The organism is Exiguobacterium sp. RIT452, assembly GCF_003598705.1.
In the GTDB taxonomy this organism is placed as follows: domain Bacteria; phylum Bacillota; class Bacilli; order Exiguobacteriales; family Exiguobacteriaceae; genus Exiguobacterium_A; species Exiguobacterium_A undae.
Window position 1 is genome coordinate 82763 of the sequence record NZ_QXJB01000008.1, and the last position, 16482, is coordinate 99244.

The 16482-nt window shown below is 49.2% G+C and carries 20 protein-coding genes; 8 read left to right on the forward strand and 12 right to left on the reverse strand.

Annotation, left to right across the window (positions count from 1 at the left end; genetic code table 11):
• Positions 1-125: 125 nt before the first annotated feature.
• A complete protein-coding gene (gene fba, locus D3D03_RS14680) occupies positions 126-980 on the reverse strand; it encodes a class II fructose-1,6-bisphosphate aldolase (RefSeq protein ID WP_026831880.1) in 855 nt (284 codons plus the stop codon).
• Between the two features lie 132 nt (positions 981-1112).
• The gene (locus D3D03_RS14685; RefSeq protein ID WP_026831879.1) at positions 1113-1487 is read right to left on the reverse strand and encodes a response regulator; all 375 of its coding nucleotides are present in this window, start codon (positions 1485-1487) and stop codon (positions 1113-1115) included.
• Between the two features lie 93 nt (positions 1488-1580).
• Between D3D03_RS14685 and D3D03_RS14690 the strand changes: the two genes are divergently transcribed.
• Positions 1581-2090, forward strand: coding sequence for a DUF2529 family protein (locus D3D03_RS14690; protein WP_028105548.1), 510 nt, complete (start codon positions 1581-1583; stop codon positions 2088-2090).
• A gap of 127 nt (positions 2091-2217) precedes the next feature.
• Here D3D03_RS14690 and D3D03_RS14695 read toward each other — a convergent pair whose 3' ends face one another.
• From D3D03_RS14695 to rpoE, 7 genes are all read right to left on the reverse strand, one after another.
• Entirely contained in the window at positions 2218-3540 is a 1323-nt protein-coding gene (locus D3D03_RS14695; RefSeq protein ID WP_119923998.1) for a PTS sugar transporter subunit IIC, read from the reverse strand.
• A 12-nt stretch (positions 3541-3552) separates the two neighbouring features.
• Entirely contained in the window at positions 3553-4959 is a 1407-nt protein-coding gene (locus D3D03_RS14700) for a glycoside hydrolase family 1 protein (protein ID WP_026831876.1), read from the reverse strand.
• Between the two features lie 15 nt (positions 4960-4974).
• The gene (locus D3D03_RS14705; RefSeq protein WP_026831875.1) at positions 4975-5283 is read right to left on the reverse strand and encodes a PTS sugar transporter subunit IIB; all 309 of its coding nucleotides are present in this window, start codon (positions 5281-5283) and stop codon (positions 4975-4977) included.
• Complete coding sequence (locus tag D3D03_RS14710; RefSeq protein WP_026831874.1) at positions 5280-5627, reverse strand: PTS lactose/cellobiose transporter subunit IIA; 348 nt, start codon at positions 5625-5627, stop codon at positions 5280-5282. Before D3D03_RS14710 ends, D3D03_RS14705 begins: the two co-directional genes overlap by 4 nt.
• A 150-nt stretch (positions 5628-5777) precedes the next feature.
• Complete coding sequence (locus D3D03_RS14715; protein ID WP_026831873.1) at positions 5778-6488, reverse strand: GntR family transcriptional regulator; 711 nt, start codon at positions 6486-6488, stop codon at positions 5778-5780.
• A gap of 155 nt (positions 6489-6643) precedes the next feature.
• On the reverse strand, positions 6644-8239 hold the full coding sequence (locus D3D03_RS14720; protein ID WP_026831872.1) for a CTP synthase: 1596 nt from the start codon (positions 8237-8239) through the stop codon (positions 6644-6646).
• A gap of 254 nt (positions 8240-8493) precedes the next feature.
• Complete coding sequence (gene rpoE, locus D3D03_RS14725; protein ID WP_026831871.1) at positions 8494-9018, reverse strand: DNA-directed RNA polymerase subunit delta; 525 nt, start codon at positions 9016-9018, stop codon at positions 8494-8496.
• A gap of 169 nt (positions 9019-9187) precedes the next feature.
• Between rpoE and D3D03_RS14730 the strand changes: the two genes are divergently transcribed.
• The 4 genes from D3D03_RS14730 to D3D03_RS14745 all read left to right on the forward strand — a co-directional run bounded on the left by D3D03_RS14730 (position 9188) and on the right by D3D03_RS14745 (position 10982).
• On the forward strand, positions 9188-9637 hold the full coding sequence (locus D3D03_RS14730) for a GNAT family N-acetyltransferase (RefSeq protein ID WP_119923999.1): 450 nt from the start codon (positions 9188-9190) through the stop codon (positions 9635-9637).
• Positions 9638-9673: 36 nt separating this feature from the next.
• Positions 9674-9991 carry an ArsR/SmtB family transcription factor gene (locus tag D3D03_RS14735; RefSeq protein WP_026831869.1) on the forward strand — a complete coding sequence of 106 codons (318 nt, stop codon included), beginning with the start codon at positions 9674-9676 and terminating at the stop codon, positions 9989-9991.
• 70 nt (positions 9992-10061) lie between these two features.
• A complete protein-coding gene (locus tag D3D03_RS14740; RefSeq protein WP_026831868.1) occupies positions 10062-10490 on the forward strand; it encodes a DMT family transporter in 429 nt (142 codons plus the stop codon).
• Between the two features lie 12 nt (positions 10491-10502).
• Positions 10503-10982 (forward strand): DMT family transporter, encoded by a 480-nt coding sequence (locus D3D03_RS14745; protein WP_026831867.1) that lies wholly within the window; start codon positions 10503-10505, stop codon positions 10980-10982.
• Between the two features lie 267 nt (positions 10983-11249).
• Here D3D03_RS14745 and D3D03_RS14750 read toward each other — a convergent pair whose 3' ends face one another.
• From D3D03_RS14750 to D3D03_RS14760, 3 genes are read right to left on the reverse strand one after another with little or no spacing between them, the layout of a single operon-like run.
• On the reverse strand, positions 11250-11711 hold the full coding sequence (locus tag D3D03_RS14750) for a heme-degrading domain-containing protein (protein WP_119924000.1): 462 nt from the start codon (positions 11709-11711) through the stop codon (positions 11250-11252).
• Positions 11708-12748, reverse strand: a complete 1041-nt coding sequence (locus tag D3D03_RS14755; protein ID WP_119924001.1) for a Gfo/Idh/MocA family oxidoreductase — start codon at positions 12746-12748, stop codon at positions 11708-11710. Before D3D03_RS14755 ends, D3D03_RS14750 begins: the two co-directional genes overlap by 4 nt.
• On the reverse strand, positions 12745-13506 hold the full coding sequence (locus tag D3D03_RS14760; protein WP_119924002.1) for a DeoR/GlpR family DNA-binding transcription regulator: 762 nt from the start codon (positions 13504-13506) through the stop codon (positions 12745-12747). Before D3D03_RS14760 ends, D3D03_RS14755 begins: the two co-directional genes overlap by 4 nt.
• Positions 13507-13636: 130 nt before the next feature.
• On the opposite strand from D3D03_RS14760, the gene D3D03_RS14765 reads away from it, so the two are divergent.
• The 3 genes from D3D03_RS14765 to D3D03_RS14775 all read left to right on the forward strand — a co-directional run bounded on the left by D3D03_RS14765 (position 13637) and on the right by D3D03_RS14775 (position 16476).
• Positions 13637-14476 (forward strand): SDR family NAD(P)-dependent oxidoreductase, encoded by an 840-nt coding sequence (locus D3D03_RS14765; RefSeq protein ID WP_119924003.1) that lies wholly within the window; start codon positions 13637-13639, stop codon positions 14474-14476.
• A 93-nt stretch (positions 14477-14569) separates the two neighbouring features.
• Complete coding sequence (locus D3D03_RS14770) at positions 14570-16153, forward strand: sensor domain-containing diguanylate cyclase (protein WP_119924004.1); 1584 nt, start codon at positions 14570-14572, stop codon at positions 16151-16153.
• A complete protein-coding gene (locus D3D03_RS14775; protein ID WP_119924005.1) occupies positions 16150-16476 on the forward strand; it encodes a potassium channel family protein in 327 nt (108 codons plus the stop codon). The genes D3D03_RS14770 and D3D03_RS14775 overlap by 4 nt, the downstream gene beginning before the upstream one ends.
• Positions 16477-16482: the final 6 nt, after the last annotated feature.

Consider the following 16482-nt stretch of genomic DNA (forward strand, 5'->3'; position numbering starts at 1 on the left):
ATCGCTTACTCTTCTATTATAAATTTTTTCCCCGAGAAGTCCTAACGTTTTCCAAAACAATCTGCTGAAACAGATGAAAAAAAAACACGATAGACGAATGTCTACCGTGTTTTGGGCACGAAAAATTAAGCTTTGTTGCTTGAACCAAACTCACGCATCTTACCGATGACTGTTTGTTTGATTGCTTCGCGACCTGGTGCGATGAATACGCGTGGGTCATATGCTTCTGGTTTCTCAGCCAAGACTTCACGAACCACTTTCGCGAACGAAATTTGGTTTTCCGTGTTGACGTTGATTTTCGAAGTACCAAGCGAAATTGCTTTTTCGATATCGTGTGTCGGGATTCCTGTTCCACCGTGAAGAACGAGTGGGAGGTCCGTTGCGTTACGGATTTCTTCCATTTCAGTGAAACCAAGGTTTGGTTCACCTTTGTATGGTCCGTGAACAGAACCGAGTGCAGGAGCAAGCGTATCGATACCAGTTTCTTTAACGATACGAACGCAGTCGTCAAGTTTCGCGTACATGACATCGCCGATGACGTCGTCTTCTTGTCCGCCAACTGTTCCGACTTCTGCTTCGACTGAAACACCTTTCGAGTGTGCATACTCAACAACAGCTTTTGTTGTTTCGATGTTTGTGTCGATCGGGCTATGTGAATCGTCGATCATTACAGATGTAAATCCAGCGTCGATCGCTTCTTTACATTTTTCAATGCTCGAACCGTGGTCGAGGTGGATTGCAACAGGAACTGTTACTTTCATGTCGTGAACGAGACCTTCTACCATTTTAACAACTGTGTAGAATCCGCCCATGTGACGTGCTGCACCTTCAGATACTCCAAGAATGACTGGTGACTGCTCTTCTTGAGCCGCACCGAGTACTGCTTGAGTCCACTCGAGGTTGTTGATGTTGAATTGACCTACTGCGTACTTACCTTCGAGAGCTTTGTTTAACATGTCTGTCATAGATACTAATGGCATAATGACATCCTCCTCTGTTTTGATCGCTACTTACACGTAAACGTGCATTTTCAGACTGATTATAACACACTGATTCGCTTGAACGTACAGCATTTCGCTCCGAATTTAGGATTGTGACGACGACGTGAAGGATTAACCGCTTACATCGCTCGAAATTTGCACAGTCACTTCTTTTTTTAATTCAAAGATGTCAAACGGCTTTCCGAAGAAGGCGACGACACCCAGTCGCTTCGCTTCTTCCATTGCTTCTTTTTCCCCAAGTGCCGTCATCAAAATCGTCCGAACCCGTCGTCCGACCTCGTCTTGATGACGCAATACTTCAAGACCGGTCCGTCCCGGCATGTTGACATCCATCAACAATAAATCATAATCCGCCTCTTTCAGGCGTTCAATCGTCTCCAAGCCGTCCACAGCGACGTCCGTCGTGTAGCCCTGTGCCCGAAACAATTGGGCCAATAAATTCCGAATCCCCGGTTCATCTTCCGCGATCAGCAATCTCCCTTTCATGTCCCACACTCCTCCTCTAGTTATTTCCATTCTACATGAAAGCAAAACTTGCTATATACTATCCTTGACAGAAAGTTAGAGAGGATGTTCAAAATGATGAAAATTTTAGCGACTCAGTTCAACGGAAAATTACAAACGCTTACAAAACAAGAAGATGAATTATTCGATGTCGTCCGTCTGCTGGCCCAGGCACTCGTCGGTCAAGGGAAAGTCTATCTCGATGCGTACGGTGAATTCGAAGGTCTCTATCCGATGCTGTCCGACGGTCCGGATCAGATGAAGCGGGTCACGAAAATCAAAGATCATAAAACATTGCATGCTGTCGACCGCATTCTGATTTTCACACCGGATACGGAACGTTCCGACCTCCTGGCATCTCTCGCCCGTTATGATGCGTGGCATACACCGTACGCAATCATCACGCTCGGCGACGTGACCGAGACACTCGAACGGTCGATCGCACCGCTCGCCCTGAAATTCAACAAAGGCCTGCTTCCGGCTGAAGACGGTTCCCGTCACGGCTTGCCGAGTCTTGCACTGGGTGCGTTCCTGTTGACGCATATCCTGACACAGTTACAAGAGATGACGGAAGAGTGGGAATGACGCTTTTCTTCTATAGTATTAGAACGTGATGCTGAACTGTTTTATCTGTAACGACAAACCGAGTGGGTTTCCTCTAGCTTTAGAGAAAACCCACTCGGTTTTATTGCGTCTGAATTGATGTATGCTCTCAAGCCGAAGCTTGATCTTCCTGCGCTTTTACTTCTTCGCCGTATGACAGCTGATCCTGCATCCGAACGAACGGCAGATAAATCGCGACTGACATGGCGATCGTTGCGATTTGCAACAAGGCAGCACGCCATCCGCCGATCAAGAAACCGGAGATGATCGGTGGTGTCGTCCATGGTACCTGCAAGGCATTAAACGGTTCGACCCAGCCCCACAGAATCGTGAAGTAGACCATGAATGATGCGATGGCAGGGACGATGACGAACGGGATGAACATGATCGGGTTAAAGACGATCGGCATCCCAAAAATGACGGGTTCGTTGATGTTGAACAAACTCGGAGCAAGTGACAACTTACCAAGTTGCTTCAAGTGCGCCGACCGGGCAACCATCAACGTTGCGATGATGAAACCGATTGTGATTCCGGTTCCGCCGAGCTTCGTAAAGACATCCAGGAATTGAATCGTAACGATGTTCGCGTTTCCGCCAACAACCAGTTCTTTCCCCGAATCGAGGATCGCTTGGTTTTGGAGCGCGTTGGCTGTCAACAGCGGTCCCATGATTCCCATGATGATGGCGGCACCATGAATTCCGCACCACCACATGACGGACATGAGGACCATGATGAGAACGGCTCCAGCCAGCGTATCCGTCAAGTTTTGAATCGGCGCTTGGAGAACGTCATAGATGACTTCCGTGAACGTCCGGTCTGCAAATGCCTGGAACACGGCAAACGTGACGACAGACAACGTAATGACGGCTAATCCCGGTACGAGTGCCGAGAACGAGTTCGCAACACCCGGTGGAACACCCGCCGGCATCTTGATGCTGATGCCGCGTTTGATGAACTGCGAATAGATGAAACCGACGACCAATCCAACGACGATTGCCGCCATGACGCCTTGTCCACCTGTCCAGACTTTCGGGACGACGCCTTTGACGACTTCGCCTGATTCCGACAGGACGGATGCTTGGGTGATGATCAAAAACGAGATGATTGCGAGGATCCCGGCCGGCACCCCTTCGATTTTTTCGTTTTTGACGTAGGAATAGGCAATCCCGAATACACCAATCAAGGCCAGGATATCAAACGTCGCTCCGACGACTTGCGTCAACGGCAACGTCCAATCGGCTCCAAAGAGACCGGACATGAACTTTTCCCAACCCGGAATCGGGAGGGCTAAGATTAACAGGAACAGCGACCCGATGATTGTCATCGGCATCGTCAGGATGAATCCATCCTTGATGGCGAGAACGGGTTTGGCATTCGCGAAACGGGCAAACGCCGGCGTCACTTTTTCGAATACGGTTTCTAGACGACTCATTCGGAAACCTCCTTACAGGTCTTCAGCGCGCGTGGCGATGATCTCTTTGTACCAATGGAACGACTGTTTCTTTTTGCGGGCCAGACCATTTTCATGGTCGACATAGATGAAACCGTATTGCTTTTTATAACCGTTCAGCCAGCTGAGAAGATCGATGACCGACCACGCATAATATCCGGAGACATTGATCCCTTCCTGAACCGCGTGTTTGACGGCGCGGAGGTGGCTCTCGATGTACTCGATTCGTGGTGTATCCATGATTTCTTCGCCGACGATCGGATCGACATCACCGAGACCGTTCTCTGTAATGTAGATTTTGACATCGCCATAACGGGCTTGTAACATCCGAAGTCCATCGAGGAAGGCATCCGGTGCAATTTCCCAGCCCCACTTCGTATAGACTTTATCGTCCATCAAGACCGTCTTATAGACGCCGTCAAACGACGGATTACCCGGACGACCGGTCGAATTTTCACGACCACCGGCCATGACGAGTGCTGTATCGTTTTTCATGACACGTTGCGGACAATAGTAGTTGAGACCGATGAAATCGTTCATCGGAGCCGTCCGTTTGAGGACGTCGAGTTCGTCTTGTGTCCAGTCCGGCAGGAGACCTTGTTGCTCCAGTTGCTTGACGACGTATTCCGGATACGTTCCTTTTAAGATCGGATCGTAGAACCAATGTGTCGCAAATTCGTTCGCATGCATCTCGGCGAATTTATTGTCCGCCTCGTTGTCGATGCTGAAGGCCGGGTTAAAGACGTGCGTGATGCCGATTTCCCCTTCGTATCCGGCTTGCTTAAAGCGTTCGACGGAACGGGCGTGAGCGACGAAAACATTGTGCGTCGTCTGGAAATAGGCTTTCGCATCACCTTCGATGCCTGGCGGGTGCGCGCCTGACAAGTAGCCGAGCGAACAGAAGATGACGGTCTCATTAAATGTAATCCAGTTGCGGACACGGTCACCAAACGCTTCGAAACAAGTATCCGCGAAGCGGACGAAGGCATCGACCGTCGCTTGATTCCGCCAGCCGCCCTGTTCTTCAAGGACTTGCGGCAAATCCCAATGATAGAGCGTCACGAACGGGACGATGTTGTGTTTTAAACACTCATCGATGACGTTGTTGTAAAACTCGAGGCCCTTTTCGTTTACTTCGCCTGTGCCGTTTGGGAAGATCCGTGGCCATGAAATCGAGAACCGGTATGATTCCAGCCCCATCTCTGCCATCAGTCCGATATCTTCTTTATAGCGGTGATAATGGTCAATCGCGACATCACCGTTTGTATTTTCAAAAGTCTTTCCAGGAATTTTCGAGAAGACGTCCCAGTTCGAGACGCCTTTCCCGTCCTCGTTCCATGCACCTTCGACTTGATAAGAAGCCGATGCTGCACCAAACAGGAAATGTTTAGGCATTTTCAAAGTCGTCACCCCGTTTTATTTATTTGCGAGCTTCAATGCGTGGTCGAGTACTTTTGTTCCGTTCATCATGCCGTAATCAATCGTGTTGATGACATCAATCGGCACACCTTTTGGTTCACAGATCTGTTTGCCTTTTGCGAGCAAGTATTTAACTTGCGGACCGAGCAGCGCAACATCCAAGTTGTCGACATACGTTTCCATTTCTGATTCCGGGTAGGCTGCGATTTCTGTTTCGAGTCCACGCTCAGCGGCAACCGCTTTCATTTTTTCCACTAACATACTTGTCGACATACCTGCCGCACAGAATAATCCGATTTTCATCATTTTTGATCCATTCCCTTCAGTTGGTTGATTTCGTTTTGCATATGCATCATGTATCCGAGCATTTCTTTAACAAGAATCGTATTCATCAAGTGATCTTGCGCATGTACCATCAGGACACCGACCGTAGCTGTTTTCCCTTGTGCTTCAAGTGTGACGAACTTCGTTTGAATGCTGTGCGCTTCTTTTAAAGTCGCATCTCCCGTTTTGACCGCTTCATTCGCTTCGTCTACTTTTCCTTCTTGCATCAAAAGCATCGCGTGGTGATAACTTGCTTTTGCGTCTCCCGAGAGGGCAATCAGACCGAAGATATCTTCCGGTGTAATTTCAATCGTTTCAGAAACCATGGTATCTCTCCTTTTGTATGGATAACTAAAATTCATAGGTACAAATTCTACAAATTGATAATAGCACGTGTAAAAATTTATGTAAACCCTTTCTTCTTGAATAAAATGTGAACAAAAAAAAACGCAGGTGAGAGACTCCTCCGCCTGCGTTCAAGATTTAATATTCGAGACTTTCAACATTTTGACGTGCCGGAAATGATGGGTCGCCCGCGAGACGTCAAAGATTTGACCGTTCGTTAAGTAGACCGTATTATCGACGAGCAGCGCCGGATCGTTTTCTTTTAACTCAAGCAACACGGCGTCTTCCGCATTCAAAAAGTCCGCGTAGATGACTCGGTCGGCAAAGCCGATCGCAAGCTTTTGGTCATTGCGTAAATAGTTGTAAATCGACTTTTGAATGATGTTTTCATCCAAATAGACGACAAGATTTTTACGGAAGTACGAATCCTCGACCGAAAACGGATGATCGTCGACCAACCGCAGACGCTTGACGTAGTAGACCGGCGTGCCGACGGGACACTTCATCCGTTCCGCCACCTCTTCGTTCGCCGTCGTCTGTTCAAACGCCAAGGCACGTGTCTCGACTTTGCGCCCGCTGAAGTCACTCGTCAATCCCTGGAGTTTCTCGAGGTTGACGTAATCACTGTTGTAATGATCGCGGACGAACACGCCGCTGCCCTGCACTTGGTAGACGTATCCTTTATTGACGAGAATCTCGATCGCCTTTCGGACGGTGTTGCGGCTGATGCCGTACTTCGTCGCATATTCATCTTCCGTCAATAACTTATTCGTATGTTGATAGACGTGATTTACGATATCCGTCTCGATTTGTTCTGCTACTTGTTTGTACTTTGGAGCCATCAATATCTACACCTTCCACGTAAATTTGTAGGAATGAATTCGCTATCATTATAGCAGATAAGTTTTACACGCGTCTTTGAATCCTCAAATTCCAACAAAACATAAAAAACCTGCCTCCACACGGGAGACAGGTTTTCGATTCCAATCCTTGACGCTTATTCACCAAGTGATGCTTGAATGAAGTCATGGAAAAGAGCTTGCGGACGTTCCGGACGTGAAATCAATTCCGGATGGAACTGACACGCAACGAACCATTTGTGTTCTGGAATCTCGATGATTTCGACCAGACGTCCATCCGGGCTTGTACCGGAGAAGATCATACCGTTCGCTTCGAACTGCTCGCGGAATTCGTTGCCGAACTCATAACGGTGACGGTGACGTTCATACACGAGTTCACTTGAGTATGCGGCACGTGCTTTCGAACCTTCCTCGAGCTTACATGGATAAAGACCAAGACGAAGCGTTCCGCCTAAATCTTCGATGTCTTTTTGCTCCGGAAGCAAATCGATGATCGGGTATGGTGTCGCCGGATCGATTTCCGCCGAGTGCGCACCTTGTAAGTTCAGGACGTTACGGGCGAATTCAACTGTCGCCAGTTGCATCCCGAGGCAGATACCGAAGAACGGAACGTTATTTTCGCGCGCGAAACGGGTTGCTTCGATTTTTCCTTCGATGCCGCGTTCGCCGAATCCGCCGGGAACGAGAATTCCGTTTGCTGATCCAAGGAGTTCTTGGACGTTCTCACGCGTGACGTCTTCCGCATTGATCCAGTCGATTTCGATGTCGCTGTTGAACGCAAAACCGGCATGCTTCAAAGCTTCTGCGACCGAGATGTACGCATCACGCAATTCGACGTATTTCCCGACGAGTGCGATTTTCGTTTTCTTCTCGAGGTGTGTCACGGTATGGACAAGTTGTTTCCAAGCTGTCATGTCAGCAGACGGTGTATCGAACTTGAAGTAGTCACAGACGAGTTGATCCATGCCTTGACGTTGCAAGTTAAGCGGCACCTCATAAAGCGTCGACGCATCCTTTGCTTCGATGACGGCTTCCGGACGTGTGTCACAGAAGAGGGCAATTTTATCTTTCATTTCTTGTGGTACATCATGCTCCGCACGAAGAACGATGATGTCCGGCTGGATTCCGTAGCTCCGGAGTTCCTTGACACTGTGTTGCGTCGGTTTCGTCTTCAGCTCACCTGCAGCTGCCAGATACGGAACGAGTGTACAGTGAACATACATGACGTTTTCCTTACCGATGTCATTTTTCACCTGGCGAATGGCTTCGATGAACGGAAGCGATTCGATATCCCCTACTGTTCCACCAATCTCTGTGATGACGACGTCAGCCCCGGTCTCTTTTCCGGCACGGAAAACACGGTCTTTGATCTCGTTCGTGATGTGCGGAATGACCTGAACCGTTCCACCGTTGTAGTCGCCACGGCGTTCTTTTTTGAGGACCGTCGAGTAGATGCGGCCTGACGTGACGTTCGCATTCTGGCTGAGGTTGATGTCGATGAAACGTTCGTAGTGACCGAGGTCAAGGTCAGTTTCAGCGCCGTCATCCGTTACGAATACCTCACCGTGTTGGTACGGGCTCATCGTACCCGGGTCGATGTTGATGTACGGATCGAATTTTTGGATCGTGACGTTGAGGCCACGGTTTTTCAAGAGACGTGCGAGCGATGCTGCCGTGATCCCTTTACCGAGTGAAGATACTACCCCACCGGTTACGAAAATATACTTTGTCATGATTAAATTGCTCCCTTCTCAAGTCCAGAAATCTGTCAGAGGTCGTAAAAAAATAAAAAAGCAAAAGTGCCCCCATTCACAGGAGACACTTTTGCTGAAATTAAGCACGTTGCTTAAAGAAGCCCATGACTAACTTACGTCATTCCGAAAACTTCGTCAAGCAGATTTTTTAAAGTCAAAAATCAAGCGTGCTGTCGTCAGCCGTCAACGAAAAAACTGCTATTTTCATGTTCAAAAATAGCAGGTTGCGGTTGTTAAACTTCTTCTTCATCTTCCTCGAAATCTTCGAGGTCTTCTTCATCCAAATCGTCGTCGAGATCATCAATGACCGCGACTTTTTTGAATGTATCATCTTCGCTGTCGTCAGCTGCATCGTAATCGGCTGTTTTCGCGAACGTATCGAGATCATCTTCGATCGTCTCGAATTCATCTTCTTCTGCATCGTAGTTGAACTCTTCTTCGAACTCATCCAGTTCTCCACGTTGACGTGCTTCGATGACCAAATCTTCATCCGATTTGTCAAACGGATACCACGCACGAAGGGACCAACGGTTGGCTCCGACGTTAACGAAGTTCCCATCGATGTTCATGTCTGTATAGAGTTGGGCAAGTTTCTCGAACTTGTCCTCTTCATTTGTAAACGTATGATATTTTTCGATTTCTTTTGTGATGTCATCGAAAGTGATAGGCTGTTCGCCCGCTTCTTGCAGCATTTCATTGACGAAGTTAATCAGTGAAAGATCAGTAATTTCTTCTTTACTTAAACGGCTGAGGCTCATTGTGACGGCCACTTCCTTTCATTTGCGTTCAATCCATTACTTCTCATTATACGCAAAATGGCTTTTAAAAATCCAGTCTCTCGTAAAAAAAAGATTGTTTGTGAAACAAATCGTGTTTTTGACACGCTCAAAAAAGGAATAATGCAGGGAGAAGAAGGAGGAATGACCGATGGAAATGACAATCGAACGGGTGAATGATTTTGACGGCTACAACTGGCTTCCGTTGCTCGCCAAAAGCTCCCAGGAAGGATTTCAACTCGTCGAGCGGATGTTACGAAACCGGCGGCAGGAAACCTTTCAAGAAAACGGGGAAGCGATGTTCGTCGCCCTGTCGACGACCAATCAGGTCCTCGCTTGCGGTGGATATATGAAACAATCCGGTCAGACCAAAACAGGTCGGATCCGCCATGTCTATGTGTTGCCGGAAGCACGGTCGCACGGCATCGGAACAGCACTGCTTGAGAAAATCGTGTCCGAAGCTTTTTTGACGTATGATCGTTTGGTCCTCTACAGCGAGCAGGCGGATCCGTTTTACCAAGGACTCGGTTTTCAGCCGGCAACGGGTGACAAGATTACACATGCACTCGACAAATCTGCTTTTGCCAACTCAAACCAATGAATTGACATATCGGAAACTATCGATTAGATTGATGGCATGACACATCAAGTTGATCTTTTTAAAGCTCTGTCGAACGAAGTACGGCTCGATATCTTACGCTGGCTCAAAGATCCTCAAACTCATTTCGGTAAACCGACTGCTCACTTGTCAACGAATTCCGCTGAAAAAGGAGGCGTTTGTGTCGGTGATATCCAGGAGAAGGCAAACTTGTCCCAATCCACGGTATCCCAGTACTTGGCGATGTTACAAAAAGTCGGACTGCTCGAATCAGAGCGTCACGGCAAGTGGACCTATTATCGGCGAAATGAACAAAAGATCAGCGAATTGGCGGAGTACCTCAAGGGAGAACTCTAACGGGTTTTCCTTTGCTCATATATCGACATTTCTCGATATATAGATTTGTTAAAGAAAGAAGTGACGGATTGTGAAATTCATTTATTACCTGTTCGCCTTGCTTGCCGGCATCTCGCTCAGCATCGAAGGCGCGATTTATGGAGAACTCGGCAACAGTATCGGCAAACTCGAAAGCAGTTTCTATAATTTCTTTGCCGGGACGATCATCATCGGCATCATCATGCTCTTTTTCGGAAAAGGCTCGCTCGGCTACACGTTTAAGGCACCAAAGTGGACGTTGCTCGGCGGACTGCTCGGAAGTATTTACTTAACGATTCTCATCATCAGCATTCCGCTCGTCGGTGTCGGACTGGCGATGATCAGCGTCATCATCGGTCAGATGATCGCCAGCATGATCATCGAACACAAAGGCTGGCTCGGGAGTCCGCGGGTCGCCATCAACAAAGATAAGTTGATCGCATCCGGTCTGATGGTCATCGCCCTATTTTTGATTTTTTAAGGAGGAATCTTAATGAATATCGCATTACTTGGTATGACGCTGCTTGGAGGTGTACTCCTCAGCGCCCAGTCTTCAATCAACGGCGCGTTTGGTCAAAAAGCCGGCGCCCTGGAAAGTACGTTTTTGACGTTCTTCACCGGCATGTTGTTGCTCGCACTCGCCGTCCTTTTCTTTGGACAAGGGGATGTCCTGATGTTGCTTGACGCCCCACGCTGGCAACTCAGTGCCGTCTGGTTCGGCGTCAGTTATCTGTTCCTCACCATTCTCGCCGTTCCCAAGATTGGTGTGACGGCAGCCAGCATCGCAACCGTCATCGGACAATTGTCTGCCGGAATGGTGCTCGATCACTTCGGGACATTTGGTGGCGTCGAAGTGGCGTTTGATCTCAAACGGTTTGCTGGACTCTTGTTTATGCTCGCTGCTTTGTTCTTCATTTATCGCGGCAACAAACGGCGCGCTGCTGCTCCTGCTTCCGACTCGATCGCTTCTTGATTATGATATCCAAAACATGACTGACCTAAAAGGAATCACTCGTTTCACGCGACTCCTACAGGAAAAAGCGCAAGTCAACTTGCGCTGTCAGAGACGAACAAGACCCACTTCCCTGCCTCATTGAGGCAGGGAAGTTGGCTTGTGTCTCGCCTGAGGAAAGCGCGTGAAAGAAAGGGTGATTCCTTTTGAACATGACTAGGGGGTGACAGACTTGAAATCTGTTACCCCCTGATCTGTATAAAAACCAACTTTTTAGTCAGTCCTGCTTTAGTTGTCTTGCCCGTTCAAATACGTCAAGGCATCCACCGCCAGCTGATGATCCGCTTCTTGCGATAAACCGGACACGGTGATCGTCCCGATGACACCGACTCCCGTGACGCGGATCGGAAAGGAACCGCCGGCATCGGCATAGTCGGCCGGATCGACGGCGTACATCGTATGGTAGGACCGTTGCTTGCTCTCATTGTAGAGACGCATGTAGAGCGAACTGTGACCGTGCCGGAGCACGACGTTCGATTTCCGGCGGATCCACTCTTCCTGATCCGGTGCCGTTCCATCGAGTGCTGCGTAAAACAAGCGTTGTCCGTTTCGCTTCAGTTCGACGGCGACAGACAACTGTTCCTGCAATGCCCGCTCGATGACATATTGTCCGGTCCGCAGTGCCTCCTTATTCGTAAAACTCTGTAACGTCAAGGTGTGCTCTTGTGCCAACAACTCCGTCAGTTTCATCGCTCCCACTCCTTCCGCAGGATTTTCCGTCCGGTCTCACTGCTCAACCGGACCGTTTCAATCAGTTGCATCGTCTTCAAAGCATCGGTCAGGTCGACTGGTAAATCTCCGGTCGCAAGCCCTTTCGCCAACGCTTCATAAAACCCGAGATAGTTTCCCGGAAGTGTCGCCAACCGTTCCGGCGGCTGATCGGCAATCTGCAGATAACCGTAGTTCGTTTCCTCGTCCCGTCCGAATGCGTGATCGATCGGTTGACCGGACGCCAGTCGGGCTTCTTGCGGATCCATTCCGTATTTGACGTAACTGCCGCGTGTCGCATGTAACTCAAACCGCGGGGTTGGTCCTTGGATAAAGGAGTTTGACCGTAAGACGACACGGCGCTTTCCGTAAAACAACGTCATCTGGAAGCCGTCATCCGTCTCTGCTCCGTCACGCTGGAACAAGACATCACCGACAACCGCATCCGGTTCGCCGAATAAAGCGAGCGCTTGATCAATCAAATGGGAACCAAGGTCGAATAAAATCCCGGAGCCCGGTCCCTTCTGTTCGCGCCACCGGTCCCGCACGACCGGACGATAACGGTCAAACCGTGATTCAAGCCATTGCCAGTCGCCGATCTCATTCATTTCAATCAACTGCTCGATCGTCAAGAAATCGCCGTCATACCGGCGATTTTGATAAACTGCGACCCGCACACCATGCTGATCCGCAAGGCGCATCAGCTCTTCCGCTTCTTCAATCGTCACGACCGCCGGTTTTTCAAGCAAGACGTGTTTTTTCGCCTCGATTGCCTGTTTTGCCATGTCAAAATGTAAGGCGGTTGGCGTCGTAATGATGACCAGTTCCGTCTGCTCATCTTGAAGTGCTTCCTCTAACGTCGCGATGACTGTCGCATCCGGAAAGACGGTCGCGACTTTCTCCGCTTGGCTCGATACGACTTGCCGGACCGTAAACTCCGGTAACGCTTGAATCAATGGGGCATGAAATGTCACGGCTGAAAATCCGAATCCGACAAGCGTCGTTTGAATCGTCGTCATGCTTGTTCCTCCTCTGCTATTTCGAGCAAGACTGTTGCTTCACGTAACCAGTCCTGCCATCTGTCTGTTGGTTGTTCATCGGTGATCAAGACGTCAATCTGGTCCAGGTCACAGACCTTATGCAGAAAACGTTTCTCGAACTTTGTCCGGTCCGCAAGCACGATGACCTCACCGGCACTGCGGATCATCGCTTTTTTGACGATCGCCTCTTCGAGATTTTCGGCAAACACCCCTTGTTCCGTCAGACCACACGCTCCGAGAAACACACGATCGACCTGATAGTTTAAAATATCATCGGCCGTCTTGATGCCGACCAAGCTGCGCGCATGCCGATCAAACTTTCCGCCGGTCACATACAAATCGATTTCCGGACGTGCCTCGACCTGCTCGACGATCGCGAGCGAGTTCGTGACGATGTGGAGGGGTTGCACCGGGAGATGGACCGTCATCCGGGCGACCGTCGTCGCGGCATCCAAGATGATGGTTTGATTCCGTTCGACATAGCGGACCGCCCGTTTGGCAATGCGGTTTTTTTCCGGTTGCTCCGTTCGTCGATCGTATTGTACGGTCGTGTTTGTCCCGACACGAATCAAGCCATTTTTGACCCGGATGATCTGGCCTTCCTGCTCAAGTGCAATCAAATCACGACGCGCCGTATCCCGTGAAATCCGGTATTCTTCCATCACCTGATCGAGTGAAATCTCAGGGGTCGTCTTGATCCATTCGCGCATTTGTTGAAGTCGTTCCTGTTGCGCCATTTAGATTTCCTCCCAGTTCTTTTCTTTATTTTAAGTTTTTAAATTAAAATGTGCAATTTTTACGCAAAATATATTCGTTGAATTCGGGTAAAGAAAACTAGGACTCGGATTTTAAAAGGAGGAATCACGTATGCGTACGATTTTCATTACCGGTGCCTCGTCCGGCATAGGTCTTGCGACCGCCACACGTTTCGCTGAGGAGGGATGGACGGTCTACGCCGGCATCCGCGAATGGACGCCGGCACTCGAGCAACAAGCTGTGCCAAATCTGCATTTTCTTGAAGTCGACGTCACCGATCTTACGAGCCTGAAACAAGCCGTCGCCGTCATCGAGCAGGAAGTCGGGCATCTGAATGCCTTATTTTGTAATGCCGGGCAAGGATTGTTGCGGGCGCTCGGACAAGCAACGAGTTATGAAATCAATCAACTGTTTGATATCAACGTCTTTGGCGTCATGCGGACGGTTGAATGTTGTCTGCCGCTGCTCAAAGCCGCTCCGCACGGCAGTCATCTGCTCGCGACTTCAAGCATCAGCGGCCTTGTCGGTCAGCCGATGAATGAAATTTATTGCGCCAGTAAATTTGCTCTCGAAGGATTGTTCGAGAGTCTCGCCACCTATTACAAACCGTTTTTCTCGATTGATGTCACATTGATTGAACCCGCTGCCGTCGAGACGAACTTTACCGCAAGCGTCCTCGACCGTCTCGAGCAGACGGGCGGACTTCACGAGGATGACTTCAAGCCGATTGTCGAGAGCTATTTACGCACCTATCGCATCCGTCATCAAGACCGGCAGTCAGCGGATGACATCGCCGAGCTAGTATTTGACCTCGTCCACGCAGACGAAAAGCCGTTACGTGTCCGAACCGCACCGGAAGATGAAGCATTCGTCGCTCATAAAACGGCGAACGATCCATCCGGTCTGATCGGAACCGTCAAAACCCGGCAACTGACGTTAAATTTAGACTGATTTCCCTTTTGTTGAAAAGAAAATCGCTGCACCCTTTTCTTCCTCCTATAATGAAACTATCCAATTCATTTTATTCAAAAGGACGGTTTTTTCATGACGAATTTGTTTTTGTACGCAGCCGTCTATTTGATTCCGACGTTTATCATGTTTTATATGGCGGTCGATATCTTTTTGCGGAATCCGAAGCGCTCGCAACACCGGTTGTTGAGCTTGTTTACCTTTGCCTACGGGATGTTATTCCTCGGTGAGTTTTTCCGAAATACCGCACCGGTCGCAATGAGTCCGGCTTTTGTGACGTATTGGTTCGGGAATGCCGGCTTACTCGTCTTCAGTACATCGCTTCATTTCATCTTCCGGGTGTCGAACTTGTGGAAAAAGATGCCGCGCCTCCTGTATCCGGGCATCTTTTACCTGCCGATGGTCATCGTCCTGTTTACCTATGTCTTTCAGACGAACGTCATCAACAGCCAACAGTTCGATCGGATCGGACTGTTCATCTATCCGGAGTTCAATCCGTCCTATTTGATCACGATGACGGTCGGGAACGTCTTCCACGTCCTCGTGATCGGTCTCCTCATCTACGCCCGGACGCAATTGCGTGACGCACGACGCGGGATCATCAACGTCTTGCTGGGTGTCGCGCTGATCGTCCTTGTCTGGGATGTCGTCTTCGGTTACAACTCGTTTTACGGCGTTATGCCCCCATACGCCTATATGTACGGCGGACTGTTTTGGGCAGCTGCCTTGACGATTGCGATGCGTCGGTTTGATTATCTTGCGTCCTACCAAAAACGGTTTGCGACGCTCTATAACTTGAATCCTTCCGCGATTCTGTTGGTCGACCGGCACGGCCGGATCGAGAGTGCGAATCCTGCCGCCTATACGTTACTGAAAGAGCAGGACTTGTTGGGTCATCCGTTCGCCGATTATCTGCCGGAGAAAAAACAGCAGGACTGGACGGTCCATTACGAGGTCCATTTCCAGTCGCAGCGCAAATTCAATGAGTACGAAACGAAAGTCGTCACCCGGGAACAGCAGGAACGGTATGTCGTGATGGATGCCGATTTCGTCTTCATCGAACAGGAACTCCACGGAATGTTGTTGATTCGGGATATCCAGTCCTTCAAAGAGGCCGAGCAAACGATTCGCTTTTTTGCGTATCACGATCCGCTGACGAAGATTGCCAACCGGCGCAGTTTTTATGAAACAGCCGGACAAGAACTGTTGAAACGGATGAGCATTACGATTGTCGTCGTCGATCTGGATGGATTCAAAGGCATCAACGATACGTACGGGCATCAGATTGGGGATGCCTTCTTGATCCACATGGCCCGCTTGCTCGAACAAGAAGTCGCATCCCTCGGCTTTGCGGCGCGTGTCGGGGGCGATGAATTCTTTTTACTGTTGTATGATCAGACACCGGATCAGCTCCATCAGTTCATGTCTTCACTCTTAAAGACATTCCAAGACAATCCGTTTATTTTGGCGGAAGAGTTGATTGAGATTCGGACGAGCATCGGTCTCAGTTATTCCCCTGACCACGGCATCAGTCTCGATACGTTGATTCATCATGCCGATCAAGCGATGTATCATATCAAACATAACGGAAAAAACGGATACCGGATTCATGATACGCTGGATCCGATACAACGACCGTATGAAGGAGGAGCCAGATGATTTCCGCGTTCGCTATTTTTTCACGCCTGTTCAAAGGAATACGTCGCGCGTTCCACTTGTCGTACTTCCAAGGGTTATTGGTTCTCTGTCTGTTGACATTGATTTCCGGAACGATTTTTTACAGCACCCAAGAAAATTTATCGGTCGTCGATGCGCTCTACTTTTGCATCACGACACTGAGTACGGTCGGGCATCCGACATTTGCCCCCGTCACGACGCTTGGGAAAATCTTTACGATGGCGTACATCACGATCGGATGCGGATTGTTTTTGACACTGATTGCGACGCTGTCCTATGTCTTGATCAAACAGCCGGAAGAGTGAGAGGAG